A 24,249-nucleotide genomic window follows, 5' to 3' on the forward strand; every position below is an offset into this window, starting at 1 on the left:
GAATGTTCCTGGGAGGGCTATTTTTGCTCTCGTAACAATTGAGCGGCACGAACGGCAAAATACGTGAGGATGCCATCAGCGCCTGCGCGTTTAAAAGCGGTCAGGGATTCGAGGATAACCCCTTCGCTCAACCAGCCATTCTGGATCGCGGCCATGTGCATGGCGTATTCGCCGCTGACTTGATAAACAAAAGTCGGCACTTTGAATTCTTCTTTGACCCGGCAGAGGATGTCCAGATACGGCATGCCAGGCTTGACCATGACCATGTCTGCGCCTTCTGACAAGTCAGCCGCCACTTCGTGCAGGGCTTCGTTGCTGTTGGCCGGGTCCATCTGATAGGAGGCCTTGTTGGCCTTGCCCAGATTCAGCGCCGAACCAACCGCGTCGCGGAACGGGCCGTAATAGGCGCTGGCGTACTTCGCCGAATAGGCCATGATCCGCACATTGACGTGACCGGCCACTTCGAGAGCCTCGCGGATCGCCTGGATGCGACCGTCCATCATGTCCGACGGCGCGACGACCTGGGCGCCGGCTTCGGCATGGGACAGGGCTTGGCGGACCAGGGCGTCGACGGTGATGTCGTTCTGCACATAGCCTTCTTCGTCGAGAATACCGTCCTGGCCATGGGTGGTGAACGGATCCAGCGCGACATCGGTGATCACCCCCAGTTCAGGGAACTGCGCACGCAGGGCACGGGTGGCGCGCTGGGCAATACCGTCCGGGTTCCAGGCTTCGGCGGCATCCAGCGACTTGAGTTCTGCCGGGGTCACCGGGAACAGCGCCAGCGCCGGAATCCCCAGCTCGACCCATTTTGCCGCTTCTTCCAGCAACAGATCGATGGTCAGGCGCTCGACGCCCGGCATCGAGGCCACCGCTTCGCGACGGTTTTCACCGTCCAGTACAAATACCGGCAGGATCAGGTCATCGACGGTCAACACGTTTTCACGGACCAGACGACGCGAGAAGTCATCGCGACGATTACGGCGCAGGCGGGTTGCGGGGAACAAACGGTTGGCTGGGGTGAAGCTCACGGCAGACTCCTGAGCCCGCAGGCGTGCGAGCGTGACAGTTATAAGCGGCCATTATGACGAACGTATTACAGTTGTGTGCACCCTGTGACAGGTAGCCGCATTCCATTGTCCTTGTAGGAAATGTTCACGTCGAGACACATTTGGACACTTTCCTGAATGTGTACGAAGGGTTAGGCTGCGCGTTCATTTCGCCAGCACCCAGACAATGCTCCAACAATTTCTGCATGACTTCGGCTACTTTGCCCTGTTTCTTGGCACATTCTTCGAAGGCGAAACCATCCTGGTGCTCGCGGGCTTCCTCGCGTTCCGTGGATACATGGACATCAACCTGGTGGTGGTCGTGGCGTTCTTTGGCAGCTACGCCGGCGATCAGCTGTGGTACTTCATGGGGCGCAAGCACGGGCGCAAATTGCTGGCGCGCAAACCGCGCTGGCAAATGATGGGTGATCGGGCGCTGGAACATATTCGCAGACACCCGGACATCTGGGTCCTGAGTTTCCGCTTCGTCTACGGCCTGCGCACCGTGATGCCGGTGGCGATCGGCCTGTCGGGCTATCCACCGGGTCGCTATCTGCTGCTCAACGGGATTGGCGCGGCGATCTGGGCCACCGCACTGGCGGCGGCGGCCTATCACTTTGGCGCGGTACTGGAAGGGATGCTCGGCAGCATCAAGAAGTACGAGCTGTGGGTGCTCGGCGCCCTGCTCATCCTCGGCCTGGGCCTGTGGCTGCGCCGGCGGTTCAAGAATGCGCGCCTGGCCCGGCAGGTCTATGCCGACGAGCAAGCCCTGAAAGCCAGTCAGCACACTACCGGCGGTCCTAAGACGCCAGCCGAGTAAGGCGGTTTCGGCAGCAGTAAAGGCCGATACCGCTGATCAGACTGTAACTGAGCAGGCCGACCCAGCCCACCGCGCTGGCCGGCCACAGCCCCACCAACGGTGCCAGCCAGATCAGCGGCACATTGGATGCCAGCCGCAGCAACTCCAGCTTCAGCGCCCACGGGCGATTCTCCAGGGCCACGCCCAGGACGAACAGGCCCAGCGCCACCGCTCCCCAGCCCAACACCAGCGCCGCCGTCGATAGACCGGGTTCCAGGTTCATCAAATAGCTGCCCAGCGCAATGTAGACGCAGAACTGCAACGCGACGTAAAGCTGCTGACGCCCGTCCAGCGGCACTTCGAATTTGCGGAACTGGCTCAGGTCCGGCTTGTTCATCGGGTACCTGGCTGCGACGTCCGCCGGCCGCCAGCCGGTGCGCATGAACCAGATCCGCAGCTTGTCCCAGGTGCTTTCGGCACGCCGCGCATCCGCCCACAACTGCGCGTAGAACTGCACGTTGGCCCACACCGGGTTCCAGCTTGCCAGCGGTGTGGTCACGCCGAAAATCACAGGCTCATTATCGTCCTCTTCCTGAAACGAGCCGAATAGACGGTCCCAAATAATGAACACCCCACCGTAGTTGCGATCCATGTAGAGAGCGTTCTGTGCATGGTGAGCCCGATGATTGGATGGCGTGACGAAAAACCACTCGAACCAGCCAAGCTTGGGAATATGCCGGGTATGCACCCAGAACTGGTACAGCAGGTTGAGCGCCGCGACGCTGACGAACACCAGCAATGGCACGCCGACGACGGCCATGGGCAGGTAGAAGATCCAGCTCAGCAGGAACCCGGTGCTGGTCTGGCGCAGGGCGGTGGAGAGGTTGTAGTCCTCGCTCTGGTGATGCACCGAGTGCGCGGCCCAGAGAATGTTGCGCTCGTGGCCCATGCGGTGCAGCCAGTAGTAGCAGAAGTCATAAAAGACGAAGGCGAAGATCCACACCCAGACGCTGTCGACCGAGAGCTCGAACAGCGCCAGATGCTTGAGGGCAAACGCGTAAGTCACAAGCCCCACACCTTTGGTCAGCAGGCCCGTGGTGGTCGACAGCACGCCGGTACTGATGCTGTTGATCGCGTCCGCCAGCCGATAGTTGCTGACCCCGCGCCAACGGTCGGCCAACAGCTCGACAGCAATCAGCACAAAGAAAAACGGCACCGCATACAGAATGAAGTCCATGACGCGCCCTGATCGGTATCTTGAGGACAGATCCTATGTGTAGCCCCGAATTATCCCTATGGCAACGAGTGACAAATTAGTGGACATTTAACGCCATGAATCTGGAGAAAAGCCCATGAGCAAAAAAGTTGCAGTGATCCTTTCCGGCTGTGGCGTGTACGACGGCGCCGAAATTTACGAAAGCGTAGTGACCCTGCTGCGCCTGGACCAGCGTGGCGCGCAGGTGCAGTGTTTTGCACCGAATATCGCGCAGCTGCATGTAATCAATCACCTGACCGGTGAAGAAATGCCCGAGTCGCGCAATGTGCTGGTGGAGTCGGCGCGCATTGCCCGTGGCGAGATCAAGGACATTCGCGAAGCAGATGCCGAAGACTTCGATGCGCTGATCATTCCCGGCGGTTTCGGTTCGGCCAAGAATCTGTCCAACTTCGCCATCGAAGGCACCGGTTGCACCGTTCAACCGGACGTCCTGGCCTTGACCGAAGCCTTTGCCGAGGCCGGCAAACCGGTCGGCCTGATCTGCATCTCGCCCGCCCTGGCCGCGAAAATCTATGGGCCGGGCGTGACCTGCACCATCGGCAACGACGCCGAGACGGCAGCCGCCCTGAACAAGATGGGCGCCACCCACAAGGACTGCGCCGTGAGCGATATCGTCGAAGACAAGGCGCGCAAACTGGTGACGACGCCGGCCTACATGTTGGCGCAATCGATCAGCGAAGCGGCTTCGGGCATCAACAAACTGGTCGACCGGGTGCTCGAACTGACCCACGAAAACGACGCCTGACACCATTTACCGTAGGAGCTGGCTTGCCAGCGAAGGCGTCATATCCTTCAACGCATGTGTTGAATATTCGATCGCTATCGCTGGCAAGCCAGCTCCTACAAAGGGTGGTTTTTGTTCCCTGGCTAAAATTGATTACAGGGCTGCCAACGCCCCTTGGTACAACACCGGTCCTGTCGGTTGCCCGGTTGGCGATCCCCCCTTGGGTTCAAGACTGACCGCCAACGCAATCGGTTTGCCGTCCGCCGGAATGGCCCACAACTCCAGACTGCGTCCCTGATCAACCGCTGCCAGCGACAGTGCTTCGACTTTCAAATAATCCTCGTGCGCTTCGACCTTCAGTGCCGGCTGTGCGTCGGCGTTGAGCAGCGTGGCGCTGTAACGCGCACTGTCGCGGTTGTAGATCACGCCCAAGGCCACTGCGACCACCAGCGAACCTATCGCCGCCGTCACCCGCAACCAATTCCAGAACGGACGTTTCTCGGGTATGTGCAGCACTTGCGGTTCTATCCGCGCATTAATACCTTGCCACACGTGCTCCGGCACCGGTTGCTCGGTCAGGGCGTCGGTCAGGTTGGCGAGGCTTTCCTGCCACTGCGCCAGTTCCACGCGGAATACGAAGCACCGGCCATTGTGCTCAACTTGCTGATGGGCGTGGTGCGTGTGGCGGGCAAAATCGGTATCTCTAGCCTGTACGTGACTGAAGACCCAGGTGCAGTGGATGCTGCCGCGAAGTTGTTTAGTGCGGCGTAAGGGATGGAAGCTCAATAAGGGCGGCAGGAGTCGCCCTTGTTTATTGCTCGGCTACGGCAGTCCAAATATATCACCGTTGATGGCTCTAATTTGTGCAGCAACATCATTTAAAGGAGCGTTTTGGGGTAACAGGTCTGGCCGGGGTCCGTAATTCAAACGTCTGCTGTTATGGCCAACCAGTCGAGTCATTGGATAAGGAAATTCTCGCTGCACTTGTGCAAGCGTTGCGCCCGTATTTACGGTCGCTGAAGGGGCAATTCCGCGAACTTCTCCAAACCCGACGCTGTCGATTCTCGGCAATCGGCTATCTGGTGGAGCAGCGTTCAAAAATTTTTTCATATTGATTTCAGATAACTCGCTTACAACTCCCTTCATTCTTTTTGAAGTGAGGGAAACATTAACGAGATCTTTGCCTTCAAGATGGCCGAATACCCCAGCAAGCATTTCGTTGGGCATATCATTGAGAGTAGTCCGTGGCTTGAGCGTTGGGCTAACTCTTTTCGCTGTGCCTGGCAGGGCACTCCCCCAAGATGGTTTATGCAGCTTGGAGGCGGTCCCCATTTTTGCTATGCGAGAGATATTATTTCGAACAATTACCCAGCCTGAAAAGTGTCCCGTCGTATCGGACTGATTCACCGGGTCCCCCATACAATATGCATACGCATTCAACCCACCCTTCCCAAACGGGCTCCAACTGTCCGGACTGTTAAACCGCATCAATACCGGATTAAACGCCCGATAACCATTGCCCAACAAATAACACCCCGTCACCGGATCCGGACGTTCGCCGTTGAAGCCGAGCAGGCTGAGCAAGCCGTTTTCCAGAGGGCGATGACCATAAGGTGTGTAGGCAAGAGGATTAGGGCGTACTGTCGCGAGTACGTTCAACACCGAGCGTTGCTGATCGGTGGCGAGCATGGCGGTTTCAGCTTTACCGCTCTGGCGTGTTTGTTGCGCCAGTAGATGATCTTCATGCTGAACGATCGAGCGCTGCACCGCGCCTTGCACCTCGGTGGCGAGGCGATCCTTGAAGTAGAAGCGCTGCGTGCTTGCCTCCTTTGAAGGCGTACAAGCGGTCAGCCGATCCAGCGGATCGTAGAAATAGCGGCAGAGCAGAGTTTCACGGTTGGACCGCATGGGCCGGGCTCCCTGAAGATCCTTGGTTCAGGGTTTCACTGTGGGGTATTCGGGCGAGGCTGGCTACTATCAGAACTGATAGTGGCAAGCTTAAGCCACAACGCAATCCGTAATTGAATGGACTCGCCCACGCCGAGGCGTCAATGCGCCACGGTGGCAGTCTAAACAGCCAACGACAGCGAGGGCGAGTCCATTCAATTACAGGGGATCGCGCGGCGCTCAAGACTGGCGCGATAACCGCGTCAAAATCCGGTCCAGCGCATTGGCAAACGCCTGCTTCTCCCGCTCGCCAAACGGTGCCGGCCCACCGCTCATCTGTCCCTGTTCACGCAAGTCGGTAAACAGGTTGCGCACGGCCAGGCGATCACCCATGTTCTGCAGGTCGAACTCCTTGCCCCGCGGGTCCAGCGCCGCAACGCCTTTCTTCACGAGACGGTCGGCCAGCGGCACGTCGCTGCAGATCACCAGCTCTCCGGGCACCGCGTGTTCCACCAGGTAATCATCCGCCGCATCCGGTCCGCTGGGCACCACGATCAACTTGACCAGGGCCAGGCCCGGCTTGATCTGCGGCTGCCCCGCTACCAGCACTACTTCAAACCGGCGCTTGAGGGCGAACTTGACCACCAGATCCTTGGCCGCTCGAGGGCAGGCGTCGGCATCGATCCATACGCGCATCATGTTTTCCTCTATTGAAAAGCATCGCGAGCAGGCTCACTCCCACAGGATCAGCTTAAACCTTGTGGGAGCGAGCCTGCTCGCGATTATGAGCGTAGCGAAGGCTGTTAAGCCGTCACCCGCCGCTTCTCGGCCATGCGACTACGGCTGTACAGCACGATGATCGCGATCAAGGCAACAGCCTGAGCGCTCAGCGAATACGCATCCGCATGAATCCCCAGCCAATCGAACTCAAAGAACGGTACCGGTCGCGTGCCGAAGATCCCGGCTTCCTGCAACGCCTTCACACCATGTCCGGCGAACACCACCGACAATGCACAGAGCAGACCGGCGTTGATGCTGAAGAATAATGCCAGCGGCAGTTTCGCCGAGCCGCGCAGGATCACCCAGGCCAGGCCGACCAACAACACCAGGGCCGTTGCACCACCGGCCAGCACCGCGTCATGGCCAGCGGGACCGGCCTGCAACCACAGGGTCTCGTAGAACAGGATCACTTCGAACAGTTCGCGATACACCGAGAAGAACGCCAGGATCGCGAATCCAAAACGTCCACCACCGCCCACCAGGCTGCTCTTGATGTAATCCTGCCAGGCCGCGGCATGACGACGGTCGTGCATCCATACGCCGAGCCACAGCACCATGACGCTGGCGAAAAGCGCCGTCGCACCTTCCAGCAGCTCACGCTGCGAGCCGCTGACATCAATCACATAAGCCGCAAGCGCCCAGGTACCCAGGCCGGCCAACAGCGCCAGGCCCCAACCGACGTTCACACTGCGTACCGCCGACTGTTGGCCGGTGTTGCGCAGGAAGGCGAGAATCGCCGCCAGCACCAGGATGGCTTCCAGACCTTCGCGCAACAGGATCAGCAAACCGGAAATGAAGCTCAGGGACCAGCTCAAGCCGTCACTGCCCAACAACCCGGCAGATGCCTTCAACTTGGCCTTGGCCGCTTCCAGGCGCTGCTCCACCTGCTCCACCGGCAGGCCATCCTGCAACGACTGACGGTAAGCCATCAGCGACTTTTCCGTGTCTTTGCGCACGTTGGCATCGACGTTGTCCAAGGAGCTTTCGACCAGTTCGAAGCCTTCCAGATACGCCGCCACGGACAAGTCATAGGCCTGATCGTGATCGCCGGCACGGTAGGCCGCCACGCTCTTGTCCAGGGTGACGGCAGTGTAGTCAAGCAATTGCGCCGGACCCCGCTTGGCCTGCGGCGGCTGCGCCCGTTGGGCGCGGAACGTCGCGGCGGCCTGTGGACCGGCGGCGGCCAACACTTCGGCCGGGGTCTGGCGGGCCAGCTCGGCAATGTCATAGGTCTTGTCGCCGCTGGCGGGCGCCGGATCGGCACTGAAGCTGGCGATGTAAGTGGCCAGGTCCCAACGCTGACGATCATCGAGCTGATCGCCAAAAGCCGGCATATCGGTGCCTTCGACCCCCAGGCCCACGGTGTTGTAGATGGCGTAGAGGCTCAGGTGATCCAGGCGGGCGTTATCGCGCAAGTTGGCCGGCGGCGGAGTCAGGCCGACACCTGCCGGACCATCGCCAGCCCCGGTATCGCCATGACACACCGAGCAATGCTGGGCGTACAGGGAGGCGCCGCGAGTGGGGTCCGGGGTAATGATCGGAGCCTGGCTGACTTCATAGGCCACCGCCAGTTTCGCCCCCAGTTGCCGGGCCTGACGGGCGACGTCGGCGCCATCCTGGCGTGCAGTGATCGCCTCGCGCAGTTTACTGATGCCCTGTTCCAGACTGGCCTTTTCCGGTTTGGCCGGCATGGCGGCAATCAAGCCTTGCACCGCCTGGACGAACTCAAGCTGCTCGCGGTATTCGGATTCGTTGACGGCCTTGCCTGCCTGCACCGCTTGCGGGTAGTCCGCGCCAATGTAATCGAGCAAATGCAACGCTTGCGGTGCGCCTTCCACCGTGTCGGCCAGCAGATTGAAACTGCACAGGGCGAGCACCGGCGCTATCAGCCAGGCCAGGAAACGGGACGGGGCAATCATGAACGAATCTCAATTGGAAATACGAAGTAACATATTGTTCACTCCCAATCAGTTTCACTCAAGCTTTGTTGTGAATTGCGCACCAGGGCTTAAATGAAAAAAGGCGACCTTATAGGTCGCCTTTTCTGTGCCTGGTGGTTTAAACCGCGGCTTTGCGCAGTGTCGCCATGAACGCCGCCGCGCCGATGAACAGCCCGGCAAAGGTACGGTTCATGCGTTTCTGCTGCTTGGGTGTGCGCAACAGGCGCAGCACCTTGGACGCCAGCCCGGTGTAGCCGGCCATGACGATCAAGTCCACGCAGACCATGGTGACCCCGATGATCACGTACTGGATCAGCAGCGGCGCGTGCGGATCGATGAACTGCGGCAACACCGCCAGCATGAATACCAACGCCTTGGGGTTACTGATGTTCACCAGAAAACCGCGGAACACCAGGGCCATCGGCTTGCCAATCTGCCGGATCGCCGCGTCATCGCTCATGTCGCTGGGCAGCGCGCGCCATTGTTTGATCGCGAGATAAACCAGGTACGCCACGCCGAACCATTTGATCGCATAGAAGGCGGTGGCCGACGCCGTAAGAATCGCGCCCACACCCGCGCCGACAATCGCAATCTGCACCGCCAATCCCAATTGCAGGCCCAGGGCGTTCCAGTAACCGCGCCAGAAACCGTATTGCAGACCGCTGGACATTGACGCAATGGCGCCGGCACCGGGGGACAGGCTGATCACCCAGCAGGCGGCAAAAAACGCCAGCCATGTTTGAAGCTCCATTGCACACCTCGACTCGAACTCGTGACAGATGTCTAAGCTAATGTGGCTTTGGCTGGATGACTACCGTTTTTTGCAGAAGGCTTATTTTTCAAACCCGCTGGAAGGAAACACATCCGTACCACGCCAGCGTCGAACCGAACGCTGGAAGAACAGGCTGTTGGGCACTTGCACCATGGCGCTGCCGGTACCGAGCTCTTCAGCCTCGATCAGCGTGGTGTACAGCAGGTTGATCGCGATCACCCGGCCTTTGACGCCGGGCTTATCGGTGGTGTCCACCAACTCGACCACATCACCGAGGCGGAACGGGCCAACCGTGAAGATCAGGATCGCGCACAACAGATTGGAGAGCACACTCCACATGGCGAAAAACGCCACCGCCGCCACCGCGACGAAACCCGACAGCGCCGTCCAGAGCACCGTGGCCGAAACCCCGAGGCGCTCCAGCACGAAGATCAGCGCACTGCCCATGATCAGCCAGCGCAGCCCCCCGCGCAGCGGCATCAGCAACTGCGGCGGAAACGGGTAACGCTCGCCGAGACGTGTCAGGCACTTGGCAACGAAACGCTGGGCGATGTAACCGGCCAGCAGAATCAGCAGGATTTGCATACCGAGCCAGAGCGGCTCGATCCACATAGCCGGCAGCGGCAGCTTGAACGCCTCCATCAGGACAGCGCCTCCAACTCCGCCTGCATGCTTTCCAGCAGTTCCAGGGCTTCCATCCAGGCTTCTTCCAGCTCTGCTTCACGCACCTTCAGCTTGGCCTGCTCGGCCAACAGGTCGCGCAATTCATTCTTGCGCAACGGTTCGTAGATGTCGCTATCGCCCAGGCTGGCATCGATCTTCGCCAGTTTTTCGTGCAGCTTGCCCAACTCGGCTTCCAGCTTGTCAGCCTCGCGCTTGTGCGGTGCCAGTTGCTGGCGCAACGCAGCGGCAGCCTGACGCTGGGCCTTCTTGTCGGTCTTGTCCGGATTGACCGGGGTGTTGCTGACAGGGGCATTGCGCTGACGGTACTCCACCAGCCAACGGGTGTAGTCCTCCAGATCGCCGTCGAACTCTTCGACCTTGCCGTCCGCCACCAGATAGAAATTATCGGTGGTGCTTTTGAGCAAATGGCGATCGTGGGAGACCACCAGTACCGCACCACTGAATTCCTGCAGGGCCATGGTCAGCGCCAGGCGCATTTCCAGGTCCAGGTGGTTGGTCGGTTCGTCGAGCAGCAACAGGTTCGGCCGATCCCAGGCAATCAGGGCCAGCGCCAGGCGCGCCTTTTCGCCACCGGAGAAATTCAGCACCGGCTCGTCGATCCGCGCGCCACGGAAGTCGAAACCGCCGAGGAAATCGCGCAGGGTCTGTTCGCGCTCGGTCGGCGCCAGGCGCTGCAAGTGCAGCAACGGGCTGGCCTTGGAGTCCAGGGAATCGAGTTGATGCTGGGCGAAGTAACCGACCACGGTGTTCTCGCCGCGAGTCAGGCGTCCGGCCAGTGGCGACAGCTCACCAGCAAGGTTTTTGATCAGGGTCGATTTACCGGCGCCGTTCGGGCCGAGCAAACCGATCCGCGCGCCGGGGGTCAGTTGCAGCTTGACCTTCTCCAGCACGGCCTTGTCGCCGTAGCCCAGGCGGGCATCAGACAGATCGATCAGCGGGCTGGAGATCTTCTGCGATTCGCGGAAGACGAAGTCGAACGGCGAATCGACGTGCGCGGCGGTCAGCTCTTCCATCCGCTCCAGCGCCTTGATCCGGCTCTGGGCCTGGCGGGCCTTGGTGGCCTGGGCCTTGAAGCGGGCGATGTAGCTTTCCATGTGCGCACGTTGCGCCTGCTGCTTCTCGTACGCCTGTTGTTGCTGGGCCAGGCGTTCGGCTCGAGCACGCTCGAAGGCGCTGTAGCCACCGCGATACAGGGTGATCTTGCGCTGATCGACATGAGCCACGTGATCGACCACGGCATCGAGGAAGTCCCGATCGTGGGAAATCAGCATCAAGGTGCCTGGGTAGCTTTTGAGCCACTCTTCGAGCCAGATGATGGCGTCGAGGTCCAAGTGGTTGGTCGGTTCGTCGAGCAACAGCAGGTCCGAAGGACACATCAAGGCCTGCGCCAGGTTGAGGCGCATCCGCCAGCCACCGGAGAAATCGCCGACCGGGCGATCCATCTGCTCGTTGGTGAAGCCCAGGCCTGCCAGCAACTTGCGAGCGCGGGCGTCGGCGGTGTAACCGTCGGCACTGTCCAACTCGGAGTGGTAACGGGCCTGTGCGGCACCGTCATGGGCCGCTTCGGCTGCCGCCAGGTCGCGTTGCACCTGGCGCAGGCGCAGGTCACCATCGAGCACGTAGTCGACCGCCAGGCGCTCGAGCGTGTCGACCTCCTGGCGCATGTGGGCGATACGCCAGTCGGCCGGCAGGAAGCAATCGCCCGAGTCAGGGTGCAGCTCACCCCGAAGCAAGGCGAACAGGCTCGATTTGCCGGCGCCGTTGGCACCGATGAGGCCGGCTTTCTGGCCGGCGTGCAGGGTCAGCTCGGCGTCTTCTAGCAGACGTTGCGGGCCACGCTGTAAAGTCAGGTTCTGAAGTCGAATCATAATGGCGGCGGAGTCTACCAGCTTCGCTCGCAACTGGCGCGAGTAGCACTATGTCCTCTGACCTGTGGAGCTTTTCCCTGACCCTTTATGCCCGTCCGGGCGTTGAACAGGCGTGCCTGCAATTGCAGTCGGCCGGAGTCAGTGTGTGTCTGCTGCTGTGTGCAGCCTGGCTGGGACAACGGGGTATCGCCTGCGATGAACAACGCCTGCAGCAACTTCGCGGTGTGGCGCAGGCCTGGGACGCCGATGTCGTGCAACCGTTACGGGCACTGCGCGTGCACTGGAAATATGCCGCCACCGGCGATGCCGAACTGCATTCGCTACGCGAAAAGGTCAAGTCACTTGAGTTGGAGGCCGAGCGAATTCTGATATTGCGCCTGGAACGATCGGCTGAGGGCTGGCCGCAGGGTGCCGCGACCGACCTGGCGATCTGGCTGGAAGGTGTGACGGCAGACGCCGCCCACCTCGACCGCGACGCGCTGCATCAGCTGCGCGTCGCGGTAACCGGCACTTAAGAAGCGCTGGTTGGGGTGGAGCTGTTGCTCGACGGTGCCACTGGCGTTGGCGCAGTGGAGGCAGTCGAGGCCGTTGCTGCAGGAGCAGCCGAAGCAGTGGGTGCCGGCGCTGGGATTGCTGGCTTGGCCGCAGGAGCCGGAGCCGGCTTGGCAACAGCGGCAGGCTTGTTAGCCGTGGCTGGTTTTTTCACTGCAGGTTTTGCCGCTGGTTTGGCTGCTGGTTTTGCAGCGGCTGGTTTGGCTGCCGGTTTCGCTGCGGCAGTTTTTGCGGCAGTGGCTGGCTTGGCGGCGACAGGTTTGGCAGCAGCCGTTTTAGCAGCCGGTTTTGCGGCGGGTTTGGCGGCTGTTTTTGCCACCGGTTTGGCCGCGTTTTTTGCAGCTGGCTTGGCAGCGGTTTTAGTCGCGACAGGTTTTGCAGCCGGTTTTGCAGCGGCGGTTTTGGCGGCTGGTTTGGCGGCTGCGGTTTTCGCCGCGGCCGGTTTTGCAGCAGCGGTTTTGGCGGCAGGCTTGGCTGCCGGTTTAGCGGCCGCTGTTTTCGCCGCGGTTGTCCGCGCAGCAGGCTTGGCAGCTGCAGTTCTGGCAGCTGGTTTTGCAGCACTGGCCGCGACAGGTTTTTTCGCTGCAGATGTGGCAGCAGGTTTGGCTGCGGCTTTCACCGGTGCCTTGGCGGCAGGTTTGGCGGCAGGCTTGGCCGGTGCTTTTGCGGCAACCGGTTTGGCAGCGGCTTTCTTCGCAGGGGCCGCTGCTGGTTTGGCCGAACGCAGGGACAACGCCTTGCCAACAGCCTCTTGTACGCGACCAACACCCTGGGCCAGTTTCAGGCTTTCCTGGGCATCGCGCTTGAGTTGCAGAATGTAGCCGCGAGTTTCCGATTGACGATCCTTGAGCGCATCAAGCAGGTCCTCGAGCTCCTTCACCGCGTCCTTGGCTTTGGTCTGCGCCTTGGCCTTTCCGGCGGCCGCTGCGTCCTGCAATTTGGTTCGGGATTTGTGCAATTTCTCTTGCGCTTTTCCGCGCTGCTTTTCCAGTTTGGCGAGCAGTTTTTCAGCATCAGCCAAAGCTTCGGAACAAGCGTTTTCGAGATGCTCGAGCAAGCTGCCCGAGAGTTGTTGGAGCAGGTGCAACGGAGTACTTACAGGCTTCTTGGTGGCCGACATGGTTTACCTCCTGGCTGGCGTGAGTGCGGCTCATACTAGACCTCTGCTGCTACCGCCGCTAGGGCATCTTGACAGTATCCAAAGCGCCGCGTTGCAAGGAATTGAAAATGTTCTGCGCTGGCGCAAAAGCAGTTCACCGTGGAATGCATTCTCGCTGGCATAATCGCCCGCAACTCAGGTCGGAGAGTGCCCATGTCGCGCTACCTTTTTTTATCGCTTTGCGTGATTTTTTCCGTGGCCAACGCCGCTGAAAAAAACCAGGAAAAAGAGGCTCACGATCTCGCTTACAGCTTGGGTGCCAGTCTCGGCGAACGCTTGCGCCAAGAGGTTCCCGACTTGCAGATTCAGGCGCTGGTCGACGGATTGCAACAGGCCTATCAAGGCAAGCCACTGGCGTTGAAGGACGAGCAGATCGAACGTATTCTGGCCGAACACGAAGCCCGAGCGGCCACGCAATCAGCTGCGCCGGAAAGTGAACTGGCCCTGGAAAAAGAGCAGCGTTTTCTCAGCGAAGAAAAAGCGAGGCATGGGGTTCGTGAATTGGCTAATGGCATCCTGCTGACAGAGCTGGCACCAGGGACAGGCGCCAAGGCCGGGCCGAACGGCAAGGTGCAGGTTCTGTATGTCGGTCGCCTGCCTGACGGCACGGTGTTCGATCAGAACAGCCAGCCGCAGTGGTTCAGCCTCGACAGTGTGATCAGCGGCTGGCGCAGCGCCCTGCAAGACATGCCGGTCGGTGCGAAATGGCGCCTGGTGATTCCATCGGCCCAAGCCTATGGCGCCGACGGTGCCGGCGACTTGATCGCGCCGTATACGCCTCTGGTATTCGAAGTCGAGTTACGCGGCGCTGCCGGCTGAACGTGGAAATGAAAAACGGCGTGCCTTGGCACGCCGTTTCGGGGTCCAGCGGGAAACGGTTCAAGCCTGGACCGAATCGGTTTCCTTGTGAGCTGTGTGCAGCACTTCAATCAGGCAGTCTTCCAGTTCGAAGCGCTCATGCAACAGGCCACCCAGCTCCTTGAACTTCTCCGCGACGCATTTTCCGGCATCACACAGGTCATTGAACGCGAGCAGCTTCTCGGTGATGACGTCGATGCGCGGATAGATCGTCTCGGCGAGTTCCAGGCCACGCTTGTCGTTGAAAGCCTTGGCCTCCCCCGTCAGCTGTTCGTAGATCTCGAAGTGGCCGGCGGATACGTAGTCGACCAGCACCCCACAGAATTCCTGCAAAGGTTTTCGGTTTTCGCCCAACGCCTCGGGCTTCTCGCCGAGAGTGTCATAGGCCCGAACCAGTTCGTGACGTTCCTGCAACCAACGATCGATCAGCAGATGTACTCCACCCCAACGTTCCTGAGCATTCTGACAACTTTCGAGCATGGCGGTCTCTCTTCCCTTGTGGGTCATGCTGCTCTACACCTGTCGCCCTTGAGAATCAAGATTCGACCAGGCAGAGCGTCATCGAGCAACATAAATCCAATGACACGTGCGGGCCAGATTATGCCCGCACGACGGTGGCTTCAAGGTACGCAGACGATAAAGTTCATACAAGTGTTTAATCGCCGGCAAGCACCCGGTGCGACGAATCGCCGCCGAGCGGTCGCCGGCTGACGCTCAAGACCAGGCGTATCAGCTGATAAATACCCAGGATCATCATCGCAACGAAGAACAGCAGGCTCCATTCCGGGATACTCAAATCGAACAGCGTCCAGGCGATCTGCGGGCAGTCGACGGCCCCCTGGAACACCCTCTGCACGACGCTCAGCCACGGTGCGTAGGTGAATACCTCGGCCAGGTCAGGTGTGCAGGCGGAAAACTGGTGCACCGGATCGGTTTGCAGCAACACCTGGCGCCAGGCCGTGAAGGTCCCCAGCAGGCTGCAGGACAGCCCGAGCAGCCAGTACACAAAGGACCCCAGGCGAGCGGGACCATGCACCGCAGCCGTCAGGCACACACCGCTCAACAGCGCCAGGCAAGCCCGCTGCAACAGACACAAGCCACAGGGGCTGAGACCCACCGCATATTCCAGGTAATAGGAAACGCCCAGGGCCAGGGCACCTGCGAGGAACACAGTAAAAAACAGGGAGCGTGGGCAGGCCAACGACATGGCGTTTCCGTAACGATTAAGGGTCCGGTCGCTACGGTAGTTGAAAGCGCGCAAGCCTTACAAGGCGGGCAGATGCAGACATTTCAGCAAATACATACGGAAATCCCGACAGACATCAGGGGATCTGACGTAGGGGTCTGTAGGACTTTGCTGACGCCCCATTGCGAAGGGAAAATTCCGACAGGACCGGGGAACGGATCGCCCCCTCGAGCGATCCTTCACCCAGCGATCAACCGTGAGCCAACACCGGCAGCGGTGCCGCCAGCAAGCGCTCATCGAGCAGGCCCAGGCCTTCCTGGAACAATTGATTGCTGCGCTCGGTGTCTCCCATCTGTGCCAGCAGGCGTGCCAGTTCGGCGCAGGCTTCCGGGTTGCGCTGGACTCGCAGGCTGCTTTCCAGATAGTCCCGGGCCTTGCCCCACAGGCTGTTTTGCAAACACAGGCGACCCAGCGTCAGCAACAGGCCTGGATCGGTCGGATGGTCTTTAAGCCAGCCCTCGGCGAGTTGCAACTGGCGAGCCGGGTCACTGCCGCGCACCAACCCATAGAGGCGCGCCAGATGGCTGTCGTAGTTGCGTTTCAGAGCCGTGCGCAGGACCTCCTCGGCCTCGACCTGGGCACCCAGTTGCCGTAGTTGCTCGGCATAGGCGAGCACCAATTGCGGCTCCTGGCGCTGCGCTGAAGTCAGCTGCTGCCAGGCGCGCTCGAGCGCTTGCAGACCGAGTGTGCCCTCCTCCTCCCGATGCGCCGCCAGGGACAGGTTCTCCCCCCAGGCCCGACGCTCCAGCTCGGCCAGTTCCGCCACCGGCAGGACTTTATCCTTGCGCAGCTCAGGCAGCAGGCGAATCACCGCCGACCAGTCGCCTCGCTGCTGATGCAGGCGCTGCAACTGACGCAGGACCTGTGCGTTATGCGGGTGGCGCTCGTGCATCGCCTGCAGGGTCGTCAGGGCTCCCTCGGTATCACCGCGATCGGTCTGCAATTGCGCGTGGTTCAGGGCAATCGCCAACTCGGCTTGGGGCTGGCGCTCCAAGGCACGCTCCAGCAGGTTGTCACTTTCTTCGTAACGACCCTGCTCATTTGCGGCGCGGGCAGCCCCGAGGTAGTAAAGCAGCGGCTGGCGCTCGGCTTCCGCAGCCCGATGCAAATGACGTTGCGCGCTGGCCCAGCGACCTTCGGCCAGATCCAGTTGCCCGTGCTCGATCGCCACTTGGACCCGGCGACTGCGATTGCGCCGTGACCACGGATTGACCACGCCACCGGAGGTCGTGACCAGTTCGACCAACGCCTTGACGCCCCAGAAGACCAGCCAGAGAACGGCGACCAGGGCCAACGTTGCCCACAGGCTCGATTCGTAGCGAAAGCTCTTGTAGGCAATCAGGACATAACCGGAATGCTCGGCAATGGCCAGGCCCAAGGCAGCCGCAGCCGCAATGGCCAGGAACACGATCACATAGAGGCGTTTCATGGAGTGGCCTCCTGTGCGGGGTTCGCCGCAGGTTTGGCCAGCGGCTTGATCGAGTCTTCGGCGTTGACGTTACGCCGCTCCAGGTAACCCTGGACCGCACTCAGGGTTCCGGTCAGGTCCGGGGTGACCACAGAGACCGGCTGCTTGCTCAGTTCGGCCACCTGCTCGAGCATCACTTTGCTCTGAGGATTGTCCGGATTGAAGTTGCCCTTGAGTACATCCCGAGCCTCTGCCAGCGCCTGGGAGTACACCGCTGCCTGACCGTTGAGTGCCGCCCACTGTGCCTGTTCCAGCGCCAGGCTCAATGCCAGGCGAACCTGGCTCAGGCTCTGCCCGGCCAGCAAGGGACGGACATTTTTGTCGGCGTTGAAATCGATACGGATGTAGCGCGAGATCTGATCCCACCACTGCGCCCAGCGACTGGCGCCGTCGCCATCGGCGGTCAGCCCCAGCAGGGACTCGCCACGGTCCTTGTACTCGGGCGCGAGCTCGGTGAGGCTGATCACCTGATCGCGCAACGCCCCCAGGCGCAGGAACAGACCGGTGCGATCCGGCTGCTCCGTGCTGCGCAAGGCCACCAGGGTCTTGGCCACTTGCTCGCGAGCGGCGAAAGAGCCTGGGTCATTCTGTTCACGGAGGATTTCATCGGCGCCCTGGACCAGGGCCTGGGCGCTGCTGATGTCCTGCAACGCCGAAAGGCGCAGGCTGGCCAGGCGCAACAAGTGCTCGGCCTCGGCCAGGCGCCAGTCCTTGCGGCTGGCGCCGAGAACGGTTTCCAGGCGTTGATTCAAACGTTGCTGGTCGCCCTGCAACTGAGTCACCAGGCGGCTGCGCTCTTCCAGTACATCGGCATTGGGCAGTTGCTCAAGGCGCGCGCTCAGCCGCTGCTCGTTCAGCTTCAGGCTCTGCGCCTGATCGTTCAAGGCCTGCACCTGACTCAACTGCTGCTGGGTATTGGCTTGCAAGTGACGCACTTGCCAGACTCCCCAGCCACCCACTGCGACACCGACGGCGCCCACCAGCAACGCGACGATTGCCAGCCCGTTGCCTCGGCGCTGCTGTTCGGCAGGTGGTGGTCGCAGTTCATCAAAAGGTGCATCAACCGGTGCATCGAGCACTGGCCGCGAGTCATCTTTAGGCAAGGCTGTTTCGCTCACGTATCCATCCTTTGCATTTAGAGAACGGGCACGGGATGCTCCCGTAACGCCGTCAGCAAAGCCGCGGCACTGGCGCCACGACAATCCACAACTGTCAGGGCCCCGGCGGCACGTGCCAGCTCGGCGACCCTGGGGCTTGGTACAAACAACGGCAACTGCGCCAACTGCGGCCAGGCATCGCCAGCCAATTGATGCAGGTGCTCAAAACCCTGTCCACTGCTGACCACCAGCGCGTTCAGGCGTTCCGCCTTGATCCGATGCTCCAGCGCCGCTGGCGGGTATAGCGGCAGCTCGCGGCGGTACAACTCCAGATACTCGACACTAGCACCTCGCTCGCGCATGCGCTCAGCCAGCAGTTCACGCCCCCCCTCCCCGCGCAGGATCAGCACCTGCGGATCGAACCGCGCGATAGCCTCGCGCAACGCTGCAAGTTCAAGCAAGGCCTCGCTGTCATCGCCTTGCGCTGGGAAGCTGACGTCCAAACCGCGAGCCTCGAGGATCTGCGCCGTCGCAGCGCCGACACTGAACCACTTCACGCGCGGTGCTGGCGGGCCAAAGCGGTCGAGCAGCTCAACACCGATGCGCGCCGCCGGCTTGCTGACCACGATCACCGCGCAGTAGCGATCCAGATCGCGGAACGCTTCGCGCATTGTCTCAGAGACCGGGATCGGCACTATGTCCAAAAGCGGCAAGCTGCTGCTGAAAATCCCCTGCTCGGCCAATAGACTGCCCAGCGCCGCCGACTCATCCGCCGGACGCGTCAGCAGCAGGCGCCAACCTGTCACTCGTGACCTGCCTCGCCATATACCGCCTTGAGGATATCCGCGGCGCCCTGGCTCAAGAGGTCTTCGGCCACACGCACACCCAAGGCTTCGGCATCGCCCCGCGGCGCACGCGCCTGGGCACTGAGCAGCAGGCCGCCACTCGGGTCACCCACCAGTCCTCGCAGCCAGACCTGCTCGCCCTCGAGCACGGCGTAGCAGGCAATCGGCACCTGGCAGCCGCCATTGAGGTGTTTATTGAGGGCGCGCTCGGCACTCACGCGGGTCGCGGTGTCCTGGTGATGCAGCGGTGCGAGCAGCGCGTGGATGTCGCTGTCCGCGGTGCGGCATTCGATGCCCACAGCGCCCTGGCCACCGGCCGGCAGGCTGTCTTCGACGCTGATGGCCGAGGTGATGCGATCTTCGAAGCCCAACCGGATCAAGCCTGCGGACGCCAGGATGATGGCGTCGTATTCGCCGGCGTCCAGCTTGGCCAGGCGGGTGTTGACGTTGCCGCGCAAGAAGCGAATTTCCAGGTCCGGACGACGAGTCAGCAACTGGGCCTGGCGGCGCAGGCTCGACGTGCCGACGATGCTGCCGGCAGGCAACGCCTCGAGGCTGGCGTAGGTGTTGGACACGAATGCATCGCGTGGGTCTTCGCGCTCGCAGATACAGAACAGACCGAGGCCTTCAGGGAAGTCCATCGGCACGTCTTTCATCGAATGCACGGCGATGTCGGCTTCGTTTTCCAGTAGCGCGGTTTCCAGTTCCTTGACGAACAGGCCCTTGCCACCGATTTTCGACAGCGGTGAGTCGAGCAGCTTGTCGCCGCGACTGACCATGGGCACCAAAGTCACGAGCAGACCCGGATGGGCCTGCTCCAGACGGGCTTTGACGTATTCGGCCTGCCACAGGGCAAGAGCGCTTTTGCGGGTGGCGATGCGGATCTGGCGAGAGGACATGGATCAATCCGTACTGAAAAGATACGACGGATAATAACAGCTCAGCCAAATCCACTTTGACTTGTATCAGAAACTACTTGGCCTCCCTGGCCCCCGGATGTCCGGCAATCGGGTGTGATATCCGCCTGCGATCAGCGAATCAAAGCTGTTGCATCATTTTTCGCACACCGGCCACGTGACGTCGGCTGACGATCAGGGCATCGCCGTTGAGGCCCTTGAGGAACAGCTGAAAATGCCCCAGCGGTGTTCGTTGCAAGCGTTCGATTCGCTCGCGAGCGACCAGTGCGTTGCGGTGGATGCGCACGAAACGGTCACCGAATTCATCTTCGAGGGCTTTGAGTGGCTCATCCAATAGCACCTCACCACTTTCGTGACGCAGGGTCACGTACTTGTGGTCGGCGATAAAATAGACCACCTGATCCAGCGGAATCAGCTCGATCCCCTTGCGGGTGCGGGCACTGATATGGCTGCGCGGGCCACTGCCACTTTCGGCAGCAGGACGAGTCAGGGCGGCGAGTTGGCCACGATTGGGCCGTTCGGCCTTTTTCAACGAATCATGTAGTTGTTCAGTTCTCACAGGTTTCACCAGATAGCCTACGGCGCTGGCCTGTAAGGCTTCCACGGCAAATTCATCGGGGCCTGTGCAAAACACCACGGCTGGCGGGGTTTCGCGTTCGCACAATCGCGCGGCCACTTGCAGGCCATCGAGGCCTGGCATGCGGATATCGAGCAGCACGATATCCGGTTTGTGGCTGTCGATCAGTGCCAACGCTTCTTCGCCGTTCGTGGCGCTGGGCTCCAGGACACTGTATCCCTCGAGTTCGCCAACCATTCGGCTCAGGCGCTCGCGGGCTAGGGGGTCGTCATCAACGATCAGGACATTCATATTGCGCTGGATTCCTGCGTGAGTCTCGCACAAGGATAGCGTAGACAGGTGAAGTGACGTCCGTCACCGCGATCCACGCTAAGACTAGCGCGAGCGTGAAAAAGTGCCGCTGGTCGGGCAGCTAATTTTTCATCTGCCGGGCGATTAGCGGCCCAGGCCCGCTTTGGCGACACATCGCCACAGGGTTTGCTGATTCGCAATATGAACACCCCTCTTCTTATAGTCCTCTTGCGCACCGAGAAGTGCGCTCATCCTCCTGTCCAACTGTAGACGGTTGCCGGAACGATATTGCTCAATTGAAAAATATCGTTGTGCAAATTGTTCGCGCACTGGCTCTGGCAAGCCCAACGATGAAAACCAGTCGACCAGTGTCAACGACAGGATTGGCAACCCTGTTATTATCCGCGGCAGCTTTCAACGCCATCTTTCTTCAGCCGATACGAGCGAATTCATGAGCACTGACAAGACCAATCAGTCCTGGGGCGGCCGCTTCAGTGAACCCGTCGACGCCTTCGTCGCCCGCTTCACCGCCTCCGTCACCTTCGACCAGCGCCTGTATCGCCACGACATCATGGGCTCGATCGCCCACGCTACCATGCTGGCCAAGGTCGGCGTGCTGACCGATGCCGAGCGCGACAGCATCATCGATGGCCTGAAGACCATCCAGGGTGAAATCGAGGCCGGCCAGTTCGATTGGCGCGTGGATCTCGAAGACGTGCACATGAACATCGAGGCGCGCCTGACCGACCGCATCGGCGTGACCGGTAAAAAGCTGCACACCGGTCGTAGCCGTAACGACCAGGTCGCCACCGACATTCGCCTGTGGCTACGTGACGAAATCGACCTGATCCTGGGCGAAATCACCCGCCTGCAAAAAGGCTTGCTGGAGCAGGCCGAGCGCGAAGCGGGGGCTATCATGCCGGGCTTCACCCACCTGCAGACTGCGCAGCCGGTGACCTTCGGGCACCACATGCTGGCCTGGTTCGAAATGCTCAGCCGCGACTACGAGCGCCTGGTCGACTGCCGCAAGCGCACCAACCGCATGCCACTGGGCAGCGCCGCTCTGGCCGGCACCACCTACCCGATCGATCGCGAATACACCGCCCAGCTGCTGGGCTTCGATGCAGTGGGCGGCAACTCGCTGGACAACGTGTCCGATCGCGACTTCGCCATCGAGTTCTGCTCGGCCGCCAGCATCGCGATGATGCACTTGTCGCGCTTCTCCGAAGAGCTGGTGCTGTGGACCAGCGCGCAGTTCCAGTTCATCGATCTGCCAGACCGTTTCTGTACCGGCAGCTCGATCATGCCGCAAAAGAAAAACCCGGACGTACCGGAGCTGGTGCGCGGCAAGACCGGCCGTGTGTTCGGCGCGCTGATGGGCCTGCTGACCTTGATGAAAGGCCAGCCACTGGCCTACAACAAGGACAACCAGGAAGACAAGGAACCGCTGTTCGACGCCGCCGACACCCTGCGCGACTCGCTGCGCGCCTTTGCCGACATGGTCCCGGCGATCAAGCCCAAGCACGCGATGATGCGCGAAGCAGCCCTGCGCGGCTTCTCCACCGCCACCGACCTGGCCGACTACCTGGTGCGTCGCGGCCTGCCCTTCCGCGACTGCCATGAAATCGTCGGCCATGCTGTGAAATATGGCGTGGAAAGCGGCAAGGACCTGGCAGAAATGAGCCTGGAAGAACTGCGCAAGTTCAGCGACCAGATCGATCAGGACGTGTTTGCCGTGCTGACCCTGGAAGGTTCGGTCAATGCCCGCAACCACATCGGCGGCACCGCGCCGGCGCAGGTCAAGGCAGCTGTGGTGCGTGGCCAGGCGCTGATCGCCAGCCGCTAATCGCCAAAAGCTTCGCGAGCAGGCCCGCTCCCACAGTTGACCGAGTTCTTTCAGAAAGAATGAGATCGAATGTGGGAGCGAGCCTGCTCGCGAAGGCGGCCTTAAGAGCGCTACAAACCTACTTCTTGGACGCGACCATCGCCATGAACGCTGGCATCGCCGCCTCCTTGTCCGCCGCAATCCGCTGCACGTTCGGATTATCTCCCAGACGTTCCAGCAGCGCCTTGGCAGCCGGCAGCTCCGCCAGCAGATCCATGCCAAACAGCTTCTTGGCAACCCCACACGCCAGCGGCACGCTGTACAGGAAATACAGATCCGCCACGCTCAGCGTTTCACCTGCCACGTAAGGGCTGAATTTTCCGTGCCGGCCTAACGCCGCAATACCCTGCAATAGTTCTGCTTTGGTTTTTTCCTTGATCGCGTCCGGCACGCTCGCGCCGAAAAATGCCTCGGGGTAGCAGGCCCGTCCTGGCAACTCGATGTACAACTCGATTTCCTTGGTCAGCGCCAGTACCTGCGCCCGCTCGAACGGGTCGCTCGGCAGCAGCGGCGTGCCTTTATGGCTCTGTTCGATGTACTCGAGAATCACGCTGGTTTCATTGATGAAACCCTGCTCTGTACGCAGTACCGGGACTTTTCCGCGCGGGCTGATGGCCAGCGCTTCCGGGCTGGTGCCTGCGTAGAACGGCACTTCTTCGAACGGCAGTCCTTTTTCCAGCAGCGCCAGCTTGACCATGTTGTAGTAGTTGCTGACGGAAAAACCATAAAGCTTGAACATCACAGAGCCTCCAGGCCGTGCGGGGTGGGCAGTGCCTGTTTATAGAACGCCCGAAGCTTTCTTGCCAGCAGCATCACGCCGCTGAATGCAGTTAAACTGATGACCTTTCCTTAAGGAGCCTGCCATGAGCGAGCCAACCGATATCGACACCGACGAAGAAGAGTTCACCGAAAACACGCTGATCGAAGCCATCGAGAACCAGATCGAAAGCGATAACCCGCCCGCGGCCAAGGCAACGTTCAACAAGTTGACCCTGGTGGGTTACGAGCGCGAGGAAATCCTCAACCTGATGGCCCACGTGCTGGCGGTGGAAATCGACGCGATCCTCGAAGAAGACCGCGCGTTCAACACCGAATGGTACGAAGCCGCGCTTCGGGCGCTGCCAGAGCTTCCGCCGGAAAAGAAATAACGCGTCACAGTGACTGGACATACCGCACGAGTGGGATCACCTTAGGGGCGCTGTCGCCAAATTCCTAGAAAGTCTGGAGTCCTTATGTCGCTTACCCCTGAGTTGGTTGCCGAACTGGAAGTCCTCGCACTCTTCAACCTGGACAGTTCCCAGGAAGGTTTGAAAATTCATCAGACCGCTGCCCCGAAACACATTGCCGCCGCCAAACGCCTGTTTGAAAAAGAACTCATCGACCAGCCCGATGGCGGTTACCTGACCAGCCTGGGTCGTGACGCCGCGCAAAATGTGCAAACCGTTCTGACTATTCTGAGCGTTCAGGAAACAGCCTGAATTCCACCGCATTGCCCACGGAATCCCCCGCCACGGGTTTTCCGCGGGCACGTTCGGCCACCCGACGTCGCCCTGCGATAGAAATCTGACGCCAGAA

Annotated in this window: 24 protein-coding genes and 3 pseudogenes; 8 read left to right on the plus strand and 19 right to left on the minus strand. The window is 60.7% G+C overall.

What is annotated here, in order from left to right; genetic code table 11:
* Nucleotides 1-17: 17 nt before the first annotated feature.
* Entirely contained in the window at nucleotides 18-1,031 is a 1,014-nt protein-coding gene (gene hemB / locus BKX96_RS17035) for a porphobilinogen synthase (protein WP_046818463.1), read from the minus strand.
* Nucleotides 1,032-1,236: 205 nt separating this feature from the next.
* Between hemB and BKX96_RS17040 the strand changes: the two genes are divergently transcribed.
* Nucleotides 1,237-1,869, plus strand: a complete 633-nt coding sequence (locus BKX96_RS17040; protein WP_046818464.1) for a DedA family protein — start codon at nucleotides 1,237-1,239, stop codon at nucleotides 1,867-1,869.
* Here BKX96_RS17040 and BKX96_RS17045 read toward each other — a convergent pair.
* Nucleotides 1,850-3,085: a sterol desaturase family protein gene (locus tag BKX96_RS17045; protein WP_077184853.1), complete on the minus strand. Its 1,236-nt coding sequence runs from the start codon at nucleotides 3,083-3,085 to the stop codon at nucleotides 1,850-1,852. The genes BKX96_RS17040 and BKX96_RS17045 overlap by 20 nt on opposite strands.
* A 115-nt stretch (nucleotides 3,086-3,200) precedes the next feature.
* On the opposite strand from BKX96_RS17045, the gene elbB reads away from it, so the two are divergent.
* Nucleotides 3,201-3,869: an isoprenoid biosynthesis glyoxalase ElbB gene (elbB, locus tag BKX96_RS17050; protein WP_046818466.1), complete on the plus strand. Its 669-nt coding sequence runs from the start codon at nucleotides 3,201-3,203 to the stop codon at nucleotides 3,867-3,869.
* Nucleotides 3,870-4,001: 132 nt separating this feature from the next.
* Here elbB and BKX96_RS17055 read toward each other — a convergent pair.
* Nucleotides 4,002-4,478, minus strand: a pseudogene (locus BKX96_RS17055) (anti-sigma factor); the annotation flags it as partial.
* Between BKX96_RS17055 and BKX96_RS32405 the strand changes: the two are divergent.
* Nucleotides 4,476-4,601 (plus strand): annotated as a pseudogene (locus tag BKX96_RS32405) (formaldehyde dehydrogenase, glutathione-independent); the annotation flags it as partial. The pseudogenes BKX96_RS17055 and BKX96_RS32405 overlap by 3 nt on opposite strands.
* 69 nt (nucleotides 4,602-4,670) lie before the next feature.
* Here BKX96_RS32405 and BKX96_RS33250 read toward each other — a convergent pair.
* From BKX96_RS33250 to BKX96_RS17085, 6 genes are all read right to left on the minus strand, one after another.
* Nucleotides 4,671-5,756: an RHS repeat-associated core domain-containing protein gene (locus tag BKX96_RS33250; protein WP_082240497.1), complete on the minus strand. Its 1,086-nt coding sequence runs from the start codon at nucleotides 5,754-5,756 to the stop codon at nucleotides 4,671-4,673.
* Between the two features lie 219 nt (nucleotides 5,757-5,975).
* A complete protein-coding gene (locus BKX96_RS17065; RefSeq protein WP_046818727.1) occupies nucleotides 5,976-6,431 on the minus strand; it encodes a YaiI/YqxD family protein in 456 nt (151 codons plus the stop codon).
* Between the two features lie 107 nt (nucleotides 6,432-6,538).
* Complete coding sequence (locus BKX96_RS17070) at nucleotides 6,539-8,434, minus strand: FTR1 family protein (protein ID WP_077184856.1); 1,896 nt, start codon at nucleotides 8,432-8,434, stop codon at nucleotides 6,539-6,541.
* Nucleotides 8,435-8,573: 139 nt separating this feature from the next.
* Complete coding sequence (gene rhtB, locus BKX96_RS17075) at nucleotides 8,574-9,206, minus strand: homoserine/homoserine lactone efflux protein (RefSeq protein ID WP_046818468.1); 633 nt, start codon at nucleotides 9,204-9,206, stop codon at nucleotides 8,574-8,576.
* 81 nt (nucleotides 9,207-9,287) lie between these two features.
* Nucleotides 9,288-9,869 (minus strand): mechanosensitive ion channel family protein, encoded by a 582-nt coding sequence (locus BKX96_RS17080; RefSeq protein ID WP_046818469.1) that lies wholly within the window; start codon nucleotides 9,867-9,869, stop codon nucleotides 9,288-9,290.
* Complete coding sequence (locus BKX96_RS17085; protein ID WP_046818470.1) at nucleotides 9,869-11,779, minus strand: ATP-binding cassette domain-containing protein; 1,911 nt, start codon at nucleotides 11,777-11,779, stop codon at nucleotides 9,869-9,871. The genes BKX96_RS17080 and BKX96_RS17085 overlap by 1 nt, the downstream gene beginning before the upstream one ends.
* Nucleotides 11,780-11,829: 50 nt before the next feature.
* Between BKX96_RS17085 and BKX96_RS17090 the strand changes: the two genes are divergently transcribed.
* On the plus strand, nucleotides 11,830-12,294 hold the full coding sequence (locus BKX96_RS17090; RefSeq protein WP_046818471.1) for a TIGR02444 family protein: 465 nt from the start codon (nucleotides 11,830-11,832) through the stop codon (nucleotides 12,292-12,294).
* Here the strand turns inward: BKX96_RS17090 and BKX96_RS33000 are convergent.
* Nucleotides 12,291-13,451, minus strand: a complete 1,161-nt coding sequence (locus tag BKX96_RS33000) for an AlgP family protein (protein WP_077184859.1) — start codon at nucleotides 13,449-13,451, stop codon at nucleotides 12,291-12,293. The genes BKX96_RS17090 and BKX96_RS33000 overlap by 4 nt on opposite strands.
* A gap of 192 nt (nucleotides 13,452-13,643) precedes the next feature.
* Here BKX96_RS33000 and BKX96_RS17100 point away from each other — a divergent pair, with 192 nt between their 5' ends.
* On the plus strand, nucleotides 13,644-14,309 hold the full coding sequence (locus tag BKX96_RS17100; protein WP_046818473.1) for an FKBP-type peptidyl-prolyl cis-trans isomerase: 666 nt from the start codon (nucleotides 13,644-13,646) through the stop codon (nucleotides 14,307-14,309).
* A gap of 60 nt (nucleotides 14,310-14,369) precedes the next feature.
* Here the strand turns inward: BKX96_RS17100 and BKX96_RS17105 are convergent, their stop codons facing one another.
* The 8 genes and pseudogenes from BKX96_RS17105 to BKX96_RS33550 all read right to left on the minus strand — a co-directional run.
* The gene (locus BKX96_RS17105; RefSeq protein ID WP_046818474.1) at nucleotides 14,370-14,828 is read right to left on the minus strand and encodes an Rsd/AlgQ family anti-sigma factor; all 459 of its coding nucleotides are present in this window, start codon (nucleotides 14,826-14,828) and stop codon (nucleotides 14,370-14,372) included.
* Between the two features lie 175 nt (nucleotides 14,829-15,003).
* A complete protein-coding gene (locus tag BKX96_RS17110; RefSeq protein ID WP_046818475.1) occupies nucleotides 15,004-15,555 on the minus strand; it encodes a disulfide bond formation protein B in 552 nt (183 codons plus the stop codon).
* Between the two features lie 229 nt (nucleotides 15,556-15,784).
* Nucleotides 15,785-17,023 carry a heme biosynthesis protein HemY gene (locus BKX96_RS17115; protein ID WP_077184862.1) on the minus strand — a complete coding sequence of 413 codons (1,239 nt, stop codon included), beginning with the start codon at nucleotides 17,021-17,023 and terminating at the stop codon, nucleotides 15,785-15,787.
* Entirely contained in the window at nucleotides 17,020-18,180 is a 1,161-nt protein-coding gene (locus tag BKX96_RS17120) for a uroporphyrinogen-III C-methyltransferase (RefSeq protein WP_046818477.1), read from the minus strand. The genes BKX96_RS17115 and BKX96_RS17120 overlap by 4 nt, the downstream gene beginning before the upstream one ends.
* Before the next feature lie 17 nt (nucleotides 18,181-18,197).
* Nucleotides 18,198-18,965, minus strand: coding sequence for a uroporphyrinogen-III synthase (locus BKX96_RS17125; RefSeq protein WP_046818478.1), 768 nt, complete (start codon nucleotides 18,963-18,965; stop codon nucleotides 18,198-18,200).
* Entirely contained in the window at nucleotides 18,962-19,903 is a 942-nt protein-coding gene (gene hemC, locus BKX96_RS17130; protein WP_077184865.1) for a hydroxymethylbilane synthase, read from the minus strand. Before hemC ends, BKX96_RS17125 begins: the two co-directional genes overlap by 4 nt.
* Before the next feature lie 139 nt (nucleotides 19,904-20,042).
* Nucleotides 20,043-20,789 carry a LytR/AlgR family response regulator transcription factor gene (locus tag BKX96_RS17135; RefSeq protein ID WP_046818480.1) on the minus strand — a complete coding sequence of 249 codons (747 nt, stop codon included), beginning with the start codon at nucleotides 20,787-20,789 and terminating at the stop codon, nucleotides 20,043-20,045.
* Nucleotides 20,786-20,908, minus strand: a pseudogene (locus BKX96_RS33550) (sensor histidine kinase); the annotation flags it as partial. The pseudogene BKX96_RS33550 and the gene BKX96_RS17135, both read right to left, overlap by 4 nt.
* 332 nt (nucleotides 20,909-21,240) lie before the next feature.
* Here BKX96_RS33550 and argH point away from each other — a divergent pair.
* Entirely contained in the window at nucleotides 21,241-22,635 is a 1,395-nt protein-coding gene (gene argH / locus BKX96_RS17140; RefSeq protein ID WP_046818481.1) for an argininosuccinate lyase, read from the plus strand.
* Nucleotides 22,636-22,753: 118 nt separating this feature from the next.
* Here the strand turns inward: argH and BKX96_RS17145 are convergent, their stop codons facing one another.
* Nucleotides 22,754-23,413: a glutathione S-transferase family protein gene (locus BKX96_RS17145; protein WP_077184868.1), complete on the minus strand. Its 660-nt coding sequence runs from the start codon at nucleotides 23,411-23,413 to the stop codon at nucleotides 22,754-22,756.
* Nucleotides 23,414-23,537: 124 nt separating this feature from the next.
* Here BKX96_RS17145 and BKX96_RS17150 point away from each other — a divergent pair, with 124 nt between their 5' ends.
* Together BKX96_RS17150 and BKX96_RS17155 are read left to right on the plus strand one after the other, a co-directional pair.
* Nucleotides 23,538-23,822: a hypothetical protein gene (locus BKX96_RS17150; protein ID WP_046818483.1), complete on the plus strand. Its 285-nt coding sequence runs from the start codon at nucleotides 23,538-23,540 to the stop codon at nucleotides 23,820-23,822.
* 84 nt (nucleotides 23,823-23,906) lie between these two features.
* Nucleotides 23,907-24,152 carry a TIGR02647 family protein gene (locus tag BKX96_RS17155; RefSeq protein WP_046818484.1) on the plus strand — a complete coding sequence of 82 codons (246 nt, stop codon included), beginning with the start codon at nucleotides 23,907-23,909 and terminating at the stop codon, nucleotides 24,150-24,152.
* Nucleotides 24,153-24,249: the final 97 nt, after the last annotated feature.

It is taken from the genome of Pseudomonas putida, from assembly GCF_001976065.1.
Taxonomy (GTDB): domain Bacteria; phylum Pseudomonadota; class Gammaproteobacteria; order Pseudomonadales; family Pseudomonadaceae; genus Aquipseudomonas; species Aquipseudomonas serbica.